Raw genomic sequence first — 13,900 nt, 5'->3', positions numbered from 1 at the left:
TGGGACGCTAGGAAAAGCAAACAGGGCAAATGGTTTTTCCCTTCTGTTCGCGCTTTTCTTTGCGCCTTGGCGCCACCGCGTCTTCGCATTACGTCTTTTGATCTTCGTCCCGCGTCGGCGGTTCGGTGTCCCCGAGTACCGCGAGCGGGAGGGTCTCCGGCTGGGCCTTTTTCGACCTCTTTCGCGCGATCACGGTGGCGGCCGAATGGACCACCACGCCCCCCACCGAGGCCGCCACGGCGGCGGCGCCGACGGTGTTGGCGGTAGCCTCCACCCCGAGGCCCGGGACCACGAAACCGGGGAGCCTGCGGTAGAAGGGGGTCATCCGGTCGTAGAAGTGGCGCTCGGTGCACCCCAGACAGGGATGCCCCGCCTTGATGGGAAAGCTCTGCCCGAGGTTCCATTCCACGGTCGCGCAGGGGGCGAAGGTAGCGGGCCCCTTGCAGCCGAGGCGGTACAGGCAGTATCCCCGGCGGGCGTTCTCGTCGTCGAAACGCTCGGCGAACTGGCCGGCATCGAAGCTGGCCCGGCGCGGACACTTGTCGTGGATCCGTTGGCCGTAGGCGAAGAGTGGACGCCCCATGCCGTCCAGGGGCGGGGGATGTCCGTAGGCGAGGTAGTAGGTGAGGGTGGCGGTGATGGTTTCCGCGATGGGGGGGCAGCCGCTGATGTTGACCACGGGGCGGTCGGTGATGACGTCGGAGACGCCGACGGCGCCGGTGAGGTTGGGGGAGGCGGCCTGGACGCAGCCGTATTCGGCGCAGGCTCCGACGGCCATGATGGCGCTCGCCTTTTGTGCCGCGCGCTTCAGGAGGTTCGCGGCGGAGTCGCCGCCGATGGTGCAGTAGGCGCCGTCGTCCCTGAGGGGGACCGAGCCGTTCACCAAGAGCAGGTGCGGACTCGCGGCCGCTTTCTGCAGGACCTCCTCGGCGGCGCTCCCCGAGGGGGCCATCAGCAGCTCGTTGTAGTCCAGCGAGACGTGTTCCAGGATCAGCCGGTCGATCGGGCTGCTCCCGGAACGGAGCAGGCTTTCCAGGCAGCCGGTGCATTCCTGCAGCTGCAGGTAGATGACGCTGGGGCGTCCGGCGCCGGAGAGCTTCTGCGCCATCTCCTGTGCCAGTGCGCCGGAGGCGCCCGGCAGGGTCGCGGCGGCGAAGCAGGCCGCCACCCTGCTGCAAAAGGAGAGAAACTCGCGCCGGGTGACGCCGCGCCTGGTCAGGAACTCCTCGAACGTTTCACCGCTTGTCCAGCCACCTTCCTGGGGATCTTTCATCTCCGTTCTCCGGCTCCTTTCCCTTCCCTCGGGGAGGGAGGACGTGTGAGAGAGAACTGCCTCGGCACATTGGTGGCGCCGCCGGTCCTTTCCAATGAAGTGTCAGGAAAACATTAGCATCGCCAGAATTGATGTCAATGAACCCGAAGCTTGCTAAAGAGCCCCAAACTCCTCAATCCCAAAAGGGACTTTTTTTTCACGATTGCCAGGCTATACTCTTTTATTGAAACTTTCTAATATTTTCTCCTATAAACCCGCCTGTGCTGTCGGAACTTAATGTGAGAGGAGCCAACATGGGAACGTTTAGAGTGCCGGCCTCCGTGCACGCCGGCGTCCTTGTTTTTTGCCTGATAGTCTTCATCGTGTTTACTGCAGCGCACCAGGCCCAAGCCGACGCGGCCGCGGAGATGCAGGCCTACTGCAGTGTCCCTCCGCTTACCGGGGTGAAGCCCAACCTGCTTCTTTTGCTGGATAACTCCGCCAGCATGTACGACCTTGCCTACACCAACCCACAGACCTTCTGTCTTGACGACAGTTTCAACCCCGCAGCCGAATACCCGGGTTATTTCGAGGCGGCCACGGTCTATCAATATTCCACGGTCACCGACCGCTTCGTGGCCGCGCCCGGGGCCAGCATCGAGAGCAGCACCTGCAACCAGGCGAGGGCCGCCTATCTCTGTGTCAACCTCAACAACAACAGCAAGAAACTCGACAACTTCCTCGCCACCGGCAAGTTCCTCAACTGGCTCGCCATGAGCAAGCAGGACCTGGAAAAGCTGGCCCTGACCGGCGGCAAGTACATCATCCCTCCCAGCGGCAACCCCGACACCGGCTTCCTGCAGGCGGAATCGCGCGGTTGCCAGGGGAAGCGCTACGTGAAGATCGTCAACGACGCCAGCGGTACCCCTCTCCCGGTCACCTTCGGGGTGCGCGGCCCGATCCCTTCCGAGTCCGGTTACGTTCAGCAGGCGAACCACGGCGGCCCGAGCAGGATCGACGTCTATCCTGCCAGATACAACACCAGTGAGTGCCTCTTGGCGGTGCGGAAGTGGCAGGAGGGGGCACCTGCCAGCGAGGTGGCCAACGCCGCTGCCAGCTGCATGGGGAAACTGGAGGACCCGGTCGGAGTACCGACCGCCGGAAAGGTCTTCGCGGAGATCATGAGCTACTGCTACAAGTACCTGGCCGGCACCGAGATCCTTTACACCGACCTGTCCAAGGACCTGCTGCTCGACTGCCGCAAACGCACCCTCTTTTTCTACAGTGGTGACGCAAGCAAGATACCCAAAAACGTGGGGGACGACGTCTGCGGCAAAGAGCTTTTCCACAACCTGCTGTTTCATGACGGCGCCCCGACCATCCAAGGCTATCTCGGGCAATGCTACGCCCAGGGGTTCCCGGAGGGATGCTCGGTCAACCAGACCAAGGATTTTTGTGCAGAGGTGGAGAAGCCGTGGCTGATCGATCCCTCGGCCAACGCCGCCCAGGCGGCCACCAACTCAAGCCTCCCGTCCTTCATCCTGGACGCGGGGATCACCAACCTCGGCAAGGTCGCGGCAACGCTCCAGGTACGCGTCGCATCGGCCGCGGCACCGACGGGGCTGATCCAGCAGTTCGCCGACGACATCAACTTCGGCGCCATGGTCTTCAACGACAACGGGGCCGGCTCCGAGTGCGGTGCTGTCATCCCCTGCGTGAAGCACTGCAGCAGCGATCCCGTCCCCCGCAGGGAGTGCTACGTCGACGGCGACTGCGGCTCGGGGACCTGCAGCGAGGACACCCGCAACGACGGCGGCAGGATCATCTCTTACCTCAACTACGGGGAGATCGGCAACCATGACAAGGGACTCATCGCAGCCGTCGACGCCATCAGGGGGACGTCCTGGACGCCGCTGGCCGAGGCTTTCTACGAGGCGATCGGGTACTTTGGCGAAAAACCATCCTTCCGTTTCCAGTCCGCCGACTTCGATCCCGCCTACCCACCGTCGAGGTACACCTGCCAAAGAAACAACGTCCTCGTCCTCACCGACGGCATGTCTACGGCGGACCGTGCCCCTGCGGTTAACAGTTATGTGGCAGCGGCGGCAGCAGCCTGGGTGAATCCCGTCGACGGCATGCCCGCCGGCCTCATCACCACCGCGAGCACCCCCGTCGGCTCTCCCCCCGTGAACCTGGGTAGTTACAACCTGGACGACCTGGCCTGGATCGCCCGGCACAAGAACATCTTCGATCCTGCCCAGCCCGTAGCGCGGCACAAGGATTACATCACCACCCATGTCATCTATACCGGTCCCCCCTGCGGCGATCCCGGCAGCCGGGCAGGCTACGACAGCGAAGGGAGTTGCACCACCTCGGACGAGGGAAAACCGGAGAAGCTGATGCAGTTGGCCGCGGCCAAAGGGGGAGGCAGCATCAACAGTGTCTACAACCCCGCCGGCCTGCAGGGGGCCCTCGCCAAGGTCTTCCTCCAGATCGCCGGAGGCTTCAACACCGGCACCAGCAGTTCGTTACTGGCAACCGGGGAGGGAAACGGTGCCCTGTTCCTGCAGCCGCAGTTTTATCCGCACAAGAGTTTCGACGGCGGCAAAACGTCCGGGATCTGGATGGGAGAATTGCAGGCGCTCTGGTACTACATCGACAACTTCATGGGCGGCGGCAGCGGGTCGGCAAGCCGCATCAGGGAGGATACCCAGCAGAGAAAGACCCTGGATCTGGAACTGGACCGGGTGGTGGAGTTCGTCGTGGAGGATCCTGTCTTGCAGGAAAGTCGCGCCAGGCTCCTCGTCGATGCGGATGGCGACGGCAACGCAGACTCGGTCCAGCCGGCGGGATACCCGCTGACGGTCCTGCCGGAGGCGGTGCACAGCCTGTGGCGAGCGGGGCGCCAGCTCTGGGAACGATCCCCCGTTACCAGGACCATCTACACCCAGACCGGCGGCACGTCCCTGGTTCCCCTCCTCGACACCTCCACTGCGGTGAACCGCCAGTTGCTCCTGGCGCGGGACCAGGCGGAGGCGAACCAGATCGTGGCCTTCGTGAAAGGCAGCGACGACACCCACGGCGGCAGCGGTGGCGCCACCAGGGATCGCAGCCTCACGGCCTATGGCGGGTCGGAGAAAAAGGTCTGGAAGCTCGGCGACATCATCTCCTCGACACCGGCACTGCAGTCGGCTGCCCCCCTGGGGAGCTATCACCTCTCGGCGCCGGTCGGCTACGGCGACCCCTCGTACCGCAAATTCGTCGATGTCCGTGGGGCGTACGCCGGCCGCGGCACCGTGTATGCCGGGGCAAACGACGGGATGCTGCATGCCTTCAGGCTGGGACAAAGCCGGGTGCACCCGGTCGACCAGGAGGTCTGGCCCGGCACCCGGAAGGCTGTTCTGGACGGGACCGATCTCGGCAAGGAGGAGTGGGGCTTCGTCCCCAAGAACGCGCTTCCTTACCTCAGGTACCTGAAGGAGCCCCTCTACCTGCACCTTTACTACGTCGACGGCGCCGTCACCCTGCTCGACGCAAGCATCGGCGACCCCGCCCTCTGCAGCCGCGATGGGTACTGGAACTGCACCAGGGACAACAGCACCGGGAGCAACTGGCGTACGGTCCTGATCGGCGGCATGGGACTTGGTGGCGCCAGCAGGCTCCCCGACGGCCCCGCCTGCGACGAGGGCGCCTCGGCGACCTGCGTCAAGGCCCCGGCTGCCGGCGTCGGTGGTCTCTCCTCCTACTTCGCACTGGATGTCACTACCCAGGCGGCCGATGGCACCGGTACCCCCAGGTTCCTGTGGGAGTTCTCCCACCCGAACTTGGGCTTTGCCACCTCCGGCGCTGCCATAATCCGCGTCAACGCGCGCACCATCAACGCTCAAAATCAGCAGATTTCCGATCGCGACAAGAACGGGCGCTGGTTCGCCGTTTTCGCCTCGGGGCCAACCGGAGCCGTCGACAGGAAAACGCGCCAGTTCACCGCGGTCTCCGATCAGAACCTGAAGCTGTTCGTGGTGGACCTGAACGCCGTGCCGCCGCTCACCCAGGGGGGCAACTACTGGGTCATCGACACCGGCATTCCCAACGCCTTCGGCGGCAGCATGGCCGGCGCGGGGATCGATGCCGACAAGTGGAGCCCATCATCGGCGGGGAATTACGAGGACGATGCGCTGTACGTCGGTTATACCAGGGCGGCTGCGGGGGGAGGGTGGACCGGCGGGGTCCTGAGGCTGTTTACCGGGGAGGACCCAGACCCCGCCAAATGGAAGGCGAGCATAGTCATAGACGACACCGGTCCGGTCACCGGTGCCATCGGCAAACTCCAGGACCGGCAGTACAAGCGCCTGTGGCTCTATTTCGGAGCGGGGAGGTACTTCAACAGGCAGGACGACCTCTCGGCTGCGCGTTCGCTCTACGGTGTCCGCGAGCCATGCTACGACGCCGAGCGCAATACCTTCCGCAAGGACGACGAAGAAGTGGCTTCCTGCAGCGGCCAGCCGGTGCTCCGGTCCGATTTGGTCGACGTCACCGACGTTGTGCGGGTGGTGCAGCCCAGGGACCAGGGGAGTAACTACCGGGGATGGCGCATCGACCTCGATGCGGCCTCGGGCACCCTTGGCAGCGAGCGCTCTGTTGACAGCCCGAGCACCCTCACCGGGGGTGTCGTCTTCTTCACCACCTACCGGCCTTCCCTGGAGCCCTGCCAGGAAGGGCTATCCTACCTGTGGGGGGTGCATTACAGCACCGGCGGTCCGGCTAGGTCGGTGTCTGCCCAGGCCCTGATGCCGCTCTCCAACGGCGGCATCCCTACCTTGGACGCGGGGGGGCTGAGCGACCGCGACAACCGGCGCAGCCCTCCCCGGACCGGAAAGGGGGTGAAGCCCCGACTGGTCACCAACAGCGGACTAAAGCCGTTGCGGAAGATCATCCACATACAGGAGCGCTAAGGCATGAGACGGATCGACCCGGCAGCAGGACGGAGCGTCGTTCTGGCGGCAGCAGCAATCCTGCTCCTGGTGCTGTGCGCCATGGCCCCGCGGGCGCAGGCTGCGGCCTGGACCCTGGACGGTTTCGACATTTATCCCGGCGGGAGCGTGGCTATCACCGGGGTCGTGCATGCCGTCGCGGTGCAGCGCCTGGACGCGAAGATCCTGATCGCCGGGGATTTCACCTTGACCGGCGGCAGCCCCGTGTCGACGCGGACCAACCTGGCCAGGCTCAACCACGACGGCACCCTGGACGACTCATTCCAGCCGCCGCCGCCCGACGGCCCGGTCTATGCCATGGCGCTCCAGCCCGACCCGGTCACGCCCGGAAACCCCGATCATATCTGGATCGGCGGGAGCTTTACCCGCGTCGGGGGGACCAACCGCAAGGGGCTCGCGCGGCTCATGGGTGCCGCCGGTGCGCTCGACCCGCTCGACCCGGTCACCAGCACCCTCGCGCCGGTGACCGTGCGCTCGCTCGTCCTGCTGCCGGCAGACGCCGGCATCCTGGTGGGAGGGGAATTCCCGGAGATCAAGGCGGGGGTCCCCACCAGGAACCTGGCCGGGCTCGCGGTGGCCGGGGCGGCCAGCGGAGCCCTGAACTGGACCTACACCGGCGGGCTCAACGACGACGGCGGCAACGTGGCGGTCCACGCCATAGCGCTGCAGCAGGGCGCCGTCGTGGTCGGGGGGGAATTCGCCACCGCCTGGTCGGCCAACATCGCCCGGTTCTCGGCCGCGGGCACCTACGACGCGAGCTTCAGGCCGGTCTCCCCAAATGGTGCCGTGCGCGCCCTGGCCGTGCAGGCCGATGGCAAGATCCTCCTCGGGGGGGAGTTCTCCGGCGGAGGGCTGTCCCGTAACTACCTGGCGCGGCTGAACCGGGACGGGACTCTCGACTCTTTCGATCCGGGTTTGGCCACCGCCCCCGGTGCAGGGGTTTTCGCACTCGTCGTCGAGCCGGACGGGGGCATCGTCGCGGGGGGGGGCTTCACTGCCGCCTCCCCCCCCGCACAGCGCATCAACCTGGCCCGCTTCAGGATCGACGGGGCCCTCGCCGAAACCGTTTTTCCCGCCGCCGACGCCCCGGTCCGGGTGCTGGCCCGGCAAGGCGACGGCGGCCTCATTGCCGGCGGCGGTTTTGGCAGCGTCGGTAGCGCGACTCGCACCTCCCTTGCCCGCTTCTACCCGCACGGAGCCCTGGACGACGACCTGCCGCAGGTTGTCGGGGGCACCGGGTTGGTCAACAGGCTTTCCTTCCTCCCGGATGGCCGGATCACGATGACCGGCCTCTTCGAGCAGGTGCTGGGGGCGGGGCGGCAGCACATCGCACGGCTCAGGGGGGACTGGTCCTTGGACCCCGGCTACGATCCCAACCTCGCCCTTGGGCAGTCCTGCTTCAGCTTGGTGCCCCTACCCGATGACGCACTCCTCATGGCTGGGGAATTCCTGACCGTCAACTGGTCCTTCCAGTTTCAAATGGTGCGCCTCGACGGCGCCGGGGTCCCGGGCCCTGCCACCTTCAACACCCTGGTCAGCGGGTACCGGCAGATATTCGGGGTTCTCAACGCAGTAACCCTTGCCGCGGACGGCATGATCTACCTCGGGGGGGACAACCTCGACCCGACCCCCTATCGTTACCTGTCCCGGCTCTCGAGCACCGGGGAGCTCGATCTGGGCTTCGTTGCGCCAGCCGAGGTGGATGGCATGGTTACTGCCCTCGCCATCCAGCCCGACGGTCTGCTCCTCGTCACCACCGACACGGGGAAAGTGCTGCGGATCACGCCGGGCGGCCTCCTCGATCCGGCCTGGCATGGCGGTACCCCCTTACAACTGGGGGGGAAGGTCGACCATCTGGTGCTGCTGCCGGACGGGCGGATCCTTGTTTCGGGGTTCACCCTGCGTCCCGGGAGCGTGGTCGATGCGGTGAGCGGGGCGACGGTCCCGGTAACGAGGAACCTGCTGCGCCTCAGCAGCGACGGTACCGTCGACGAAGGGTTCGTGATCGCGGGGCGGTACACCTATGACGCCACCTTCGACAGCCATGTCGTCGGCGCCACCCTGCAATCCGACGGCAGCGTCATCATCTACGGCGTTTTCGACGAGATCCGGGACGGCTTCGGCGCCGTCATGCACCGCGACTACGCCGCCCGGGTAACGCCGGACGGGCACCTCGACCCGGACTTCGACCTTGGCACCTTCCCCTTTGTCAGCGGGACCCCCGTCAGCCAGATCGAGACCGCCAACCTGCAGGGGGACGGCAAGTTGATCATAGGCGGCGATTTCACCGGCGTGAACGGGAGGAAGAAGCTGATCCGATTCTCCAACGGCTGGAGTTCCGAGGAGCTCACCGTGTCCGATGCCGGCGACAGGGTGAGCTGGCTGCGTACCGGGACATCGCCGCAGCTGTGGCGGGTGAGCTTCGAGTATTCGGAGAACCCCGGCGCGGCCGTGCCGGTCTGGGTCCCGCTGGGGAACGCGCGCTGGGTCGCGGGGAGGTGGGAACTGGATGGTCTCGACCTGGCGCACCTGGGCACCGGCGTGAACCGCTACGTCCGTGCCAGGGGATACGTGGCCTCCGAGCGCGGCACCCTCGGCTCCCTGGTCGAGTCGGTGCGCCTTTATTACCTAAAGCCGCCGACCATCACCATCACGGTCAGCGCCGATGCCCGCAGCAAGGTGTACGGGCAGGACGACCCGCCGCTTACCTACACCTTCTCTCCGCCACTGAACGGGGGCGACCAGTTCACCGGGGGGCTGGCCCGGGTCCCCGGCAGGGACGTGGGAGAGTACGCCATCACCCTGGGAAGCCTCGCCCTTGGCAACGGCTATGACATCGTCTATCGAGGCGCCAACCTGACCATCACGCCGGCGGACCTGCTTGTCAGCGCCGTAGATCAGACCAAGACGGCAGGCACTGCCAACCCGCCGCTTACCGCCAGGTACACCGCTCTCGCACCCTGGGACACGCCGGACAGCTTGGGCGGAGCCCCCTTGCTCACCACCGCCGTCGATGCAGGCACCGGGCGGGGGAGCTACCCTATCCTCATCGCCCTGGGGGGGATTGCCAGCACCAACTATCGCTACAGCTTCGCCGACGGCACCTTCGCCGTCACCGGCCGGCCGCAGTTCATCACCTTCGGAGAGCCTCCGCGCAAGAACTATGGCGATCCCCCCTTCGCTGCGGGAGCGAGAGCGGACAGCGGTCTGCCGGTCAGCTACGCGAGCTCCAACCCGGGGGCGGCCGTCGTGGTTAACGGTGAGATCCGCATAGCGGGGACAGGGAGCACCGTCATTACCGCCTCGCAGGGGGGAGACGCGTTCTGGGACCCGGCTCCCGAGGTCCGGGTGACCCTGGATGTTGCCCGGGCGGCGTTGCGGGTGGTAGCCGATGACAAAAGCCGCGCCTACCTGACACCGAACCCCGAGCTCACCGCGAACTTCCAGGGCTTCGTCTACGGCGACGGGGTCTCGGTCGTCACCGGTGCCCCGCTCCTCGCCACCGTGGCGACCCTTGACAGCGCCGTGGGAAGCTACCCCATCATCGCCGCGGCGGGAACCCTGCGTGCCGCCAACTACGACCTCGTTCCGGTCAACGGCACGCTCACCGTGTACAGGTCCTGTCAGGAGATCACCTTCCCGGCCATCCCGGAGCGGACCTTCGGCGATCCCCCCTTCGAGATCATCGCCTCCGCCTGCAGCGGCCTCCCGCTTAGCTTCAGGAGCTCCAACCCGGACGTCGCCCGGGTGGAGGGGGACGTCATCACCATAGTCGGGGCGGGGAGCACCGTGATCACAGCGAGCCAGCAGGGCAGCGGCGACCTGGAGGGGGCACCGGACAAGTCGCAGCCCTTCGTAGTGCTGCGCGGGGGGCAGCAGGTGAGCTTCACGTCGCCGGCCCAGAAGGTGGTGGGTGATCCACCCTTCGAACTTGCAGGCAGCGCGACGAGCGGCCTCGCGGTCAGCTACCGCAGCTCCGATGCCGCCGTGGCGACGGTGGCGGGGAGCACGGTGACCATCGTCGGCGCCGGGACCACGGTGCTCACCGCGCTGCAGGAGGGAAACGGCGACTACCTCGCCGCCCTGCCGGTGTCGCGGACCCTCGCCGTGGCCCAGGAGGGCATCCCGCCGCTACTCTTTCTTTCGACGCTCAACGCCGGAGCGAGCACCTCCAATCCCGTCCTCAACATCATGGGGCGGGCGACCGACACCTCGGGCATCGCCGGCCTCACCGTGGCAGGCAGCGACCGCATCGCCGATGCGGCACTGTTCAGTGCGGCGGTCGTCCTCTCCGAGGGGGAAAACCCCATTGAGGTGAGGGCGCGTGACGGTGCCGGAAACGTGACCACGCACAGCTTCAGCGTCACCCTGGACGCGCTGGCGCCGGCCCTGGCGGTGCAGGCTCCTGCGGACGACAGCGTCACCGACGCGGCCGACTGCGCCGTCTCGGGGACGGTGACCCCGGGGAGCGCGGTGACCATGGCGGTAAACGGCGCGGCGCTGCGGGACCTGGCGGCCGGCGCCGGGAGCTTCACGGCGAGCGCCATTCTCGCCGAGGGGGTGAATACCATCGAACTCAGCGCGGAACTGGACGGGCGCAGCTCACGGGTGAAGCGCAGCGTCACCTTCACCCCGCGTGCTCCGGCCTTGTCCGTGACCGATCCCGTGCAGGATGTGAGGACCGAGGCGGTGTCGGTCACCATACGCGGCGCGGCGGGGAACACGGCGGCGGGGACGGTGCAGGTGGAAGCCGGAGGCACCGTGTTCACCCCCGAGGTCGTCGCCGGCGTGTTCCGGCAGCAGCTGCCGCTCGCCCTGGGGGAGAACCGGATCACGGTAAGCGCCAGCTCAAGCGACGGGACCACCAGCGTGGCGCACAGAAACCTGGTGCGCATCGAGCGGATCGGCGGTGACCTGGACGGCAACGGCAGCGTCGATATCCGGGATGCCTGGCAGCTGATGCGGATCTCACTGGGGGCGGAAACGGCCGACGCCGCGGCGCTCGCCCACGGGGACCTGGCCCCGGTGGTGAACGGGGTGTCCCGCCCGGATGGGGTCATCGACGTCGGGGATCTGCTGGTGCTCTTGAGGAAGATCGTGGGGTTGCAGCCTTTTTAGGAAGTTTTTCTTGCCTTTCCCGCTCCAAAATCGTATAGACCTCTCTAATCTGACGACCAGGAGCGGCGCATGAAAAGGACGTGGCGATCCATCTTCGGGGGCTTTGTGCTTCTAACCATCGGCATCGTTGCGGGGTGCAGCTCCGGCGGGGAACTGCCGCGGCGCATCGGCGAGAGCCTGGACGGCCTCGCCCGCAACTCCGAAAGCGGCCAGTTCCTCTACGTCGACCCCGGCACTCCGGGGCAGCCGCAGGCGACCCTCTACCCGGTACGGCGCTCCCTTTTGGGGTGGGAGCTCGCCTTCCCGCCGGTCCCGGTGAATCTCGGGCGCAACGGCGTCGCGCCCCCCTTCGAGAAGCGGGAAGGGGACGGGCGCACCCCCGCAGGCATCTTCCCGCTGCGCACCGCCTTCGGCTATCCGGCCGACTCTCCCGGCAGATTTCCCTACCGCCGGGTCGACAGCCAGGACCTCTGGGTGGATGACCCGCAATCCCCCGACTACAACCGCTGGGTCTGGCGCGGCGAGACCAGGGCCGCCTCCTTCGAGGAGCTGCTGCGTCCCGACCCGCTCTACAGGTACGCCCTGGTGCTCGATTACAACAGCGACCCGGTGGTGCGCGACCTGGGGAGCGCCATCTTCATTCATGTCGAGCGCGGGCCCGACACCGGCACCGCCGGCTGCGTCTCGCTGCCGGAAAAGGAGTTGGTGCAGCTGATCGGCTGGCTCGACCCGGAGCAGCGCCCGCAGGCGGTGATCGGCAGCGCCTCCGCGGTCGCGGCCGCAGCCGCCGGCATCGCGGGGCAGCTTCCCGCCGACCTGCCGGCCGGGCTGAAGGGGAGGCTCACCGAGGGGCGCCTTTTGGCGCTTAGACACGGCAGCGGCGCTTTCTTCGCGGCTGCAGTGACGCTGCCGGAAAGCGTGGGGCGCTTGATGCAGGAGAAAAAGTCCTGGCGCCCGGAATGCCCGGTCCCCCTGGACCGGCTCGCCTACCTGGTCACCACCTTCTGGGGCTTCGACGGTAAACCGCACTACGGCGAACTGGTGGTGCACGAGGCGCTGGCCGCCTTCTTCATGGATTCCCTGCACCATGCCTACAACGGCCGCTTCCCCATCGAGAGGATGGAACTCATCGACGCCTATGACGGCGACGACTTCCGTTCCATGGATGCCAACAACAGCTCCGCCTTCAACTGCCGCGAGGTTCCCGGCAGGCCCGGTGTCTTCTCCAGGCACAGCTACGGCGCCGCAATCGACATCAACCCGCGGCAGAACCCGTACCTGATGCTGACCGAGGACGCCCGGCCGAAAGCCGCCGGGATCGCCGGGGGCGCCGCCGCCCGCGACTTCTGCCTGGGGAACCCCGCCCTGTGCCGCGTGCTTCCGGCCTCATCCGTCGATCACCTCGACCGTCAGGAGCAGCGCCCGGGCATGCTGCAGCCGGGGGATCCGCTCGTCGCCCCCTTCCGCCAGCGCGGCTTCACCTGGGGGGGGAGCTGGCGCTTCCCCGATTACCAGCACCTCGAATACGACCTGGGAAGGCTCCTCTCCGGGCCGTAGCGCCCGGGGCGTCGACGCCTGGCTGTGCAAATTACAACGGCGCGTCACCGGTTGGGTGACGCGCCGTTTGGCGTTCCAGCGTTTCAGGGGAGGCTGCCGTTCAGACGCCGCTCCCTGTCGAAAGCATCTTCTCCGCCACCTGCCGGGAATCGACCCGGTACTCTCCCGATTGCAGCTGTGCCTTGATGGCGGCGACGCGCCGGGCCTGCTGCTGGTCCAGCTCCTTGGTGGAGATCTGGGACAGGGACGAGGAAAGCTCCACCAGGTCTTGCTGGTGTTCGGGACGGCGGTCCGATTGCTGCGCCCGGGCTCGCGGCGCGGTATCCATCCTTCCCTCGACGGGAAGTGCAGGCTTCGCCTGCTCTATTTTATCGGTGATGTTCATATCTCCGGCTCTTTGCTCGTTTGTAGGTGTGTGTGCAGGAACTACTTGAATGGTAATAGTTTTCTTGCATAAATCCCAGTGATATTTATTTCATTATCACTGCGGGGGAACATCGCCTGCAGACGCACTCCCCACCCAGTCCCGCCCGCCACGACAGTCATTGACCTTTCCCCCTGACAGCAGCGTTTTTTTCGACCGCTGTCTGGCCGCACCAGCATTCTTTTCCCCGTTCGCCCCTGTCGAGTCGACCATTGCGCTAGCTGTTCAGTTGTCGGCTTCTGCTCCAGTATCGGCAAAAAACAAAGATTGGCGTATTGACATTAAAATGCACTAAGTTATTTTAGATGGGTGCCGCCCGCTGGGTAATAGCGGATGACCGGACAAAAGGAGGAGGCCATGGCCACTGTGCAAGCACAAACCCAGGCGCCGTCGAACGTTCCCGCCCCGGCGGTCAAGCAGCATTCCTTCGGCACCTTCGCCTTGAGCGTCACCCTCTTCATCATCGCGGCCCTCGCCCTCTTCGTGTACCTCACCCTGAGGAGGAAGGTGGACGGCAGACATGTCGACCAGAAAGCCGGCGACGAGGGAGAGGACTGA

At 66.2% G+C, this 13,900-nt stretch carries 6 protein-coding genes; 4 read left to right on the top strand and 2 right to left on the bottom strand.

All coding sequences use genetic code 11. The annotated features are described in order from the left end of the window. Nucleotides 1-88: 88 nt before the first annotated feature. Nucleotides 89-1,273, bottom strand: coding sequence for a hydrogenase small subunit (locus KP004_RS13205; protein ID WP_216798998.1), 1,185 nt, complete (start codon nucleotides 1,271-1,273; stop codon nucleotides 89-91). 293 nt (nucleotides 1,274-1,566) lie between these two features. Here KP004_RS13205 and KP004_RS13200 point away from each other — a divergent pair, with 293 nt between their 5' ends. From KP004_RS13200 to KP004_RS13190, 3 genes are all read left to right on the top strand, one after another. Next, a complete protein-coding gene (locus KP004_RS13200; RefSeq protein WP_216798997.1) occupies nucleotides 1,567-6,204 on the top strand; it encodes a pilus assembly protein in 4,638 nt (1,545 codons plus the stop codon). A gap of 3 nt (nucleotides 6,205-6,207) precedes the next feature. Then, entirely contained in the window at nucleotides 6,208-11,361 is a 5,154-nt protein-coding gene (locus KP004_RS13195) for an MBG domain-containing protein (RefSeq protein WP_216798996.1), read from the top strand. Between the two features lie 69 nt (nucleotides 11,362-11,430). Next, a complete protein-coding gene (locus tag KP004_RS13190) occupies nucleotides 11,431-12,918 on the top strand; it encodes a M15 family metallopeptidase (protein ID WP_216798995.1) in 1,488 nt (495 codons plus the stop codon). A gap of 100 nt (nucleotides 12,919-13,018) precedes the next feature. Here the strand turns inward: KP004_RS13190 and flgM are convergent, their stop codons facing one another. Beyond that, nucleotides 13,019-13,303, bottom strand: a complete 285-nt coding sequence (gene flgM / locus KP004_RS13185; RefSeq protein WP_216798994.1) for a flagellar biosynthesis anti-sigma factor FlgM — start codon at nucleotides 13,301-13,303, stop codon at nucleotides 13,019-13,021. 396 nt (nucleotides 13,304-13,699) lie between these two features. Between flgM and KP004_RS13180 the strand changes: the two genes are divergently transcribed. Further along, nucleotides 13,700-13,900 (top strand): hypothetical protein, encoded by a 201-nt coding sequence (locus tag KP004_RS13180; RefSeq protein WP_239026804.1) that lies wholly within the window; start codon nucleotides 13,700-13,702, stop codon nucleotides 13,898-13,900.

Source organism: Geomonas oryzisoli, assembly GCF_018986915.1.
GTDB classification, from domain to species: Bacteria; Desulfobacterota; Desulfuromonadia; order Geobacterales; family Geobacteraceae; genus Geomonas; species Geomonas oryzisoli.
The sequence above is the reverse complement of the archived record's forward strand: the minus strand, read 5'-3'. Positions and strand labels throughout refer to the sequence as shown.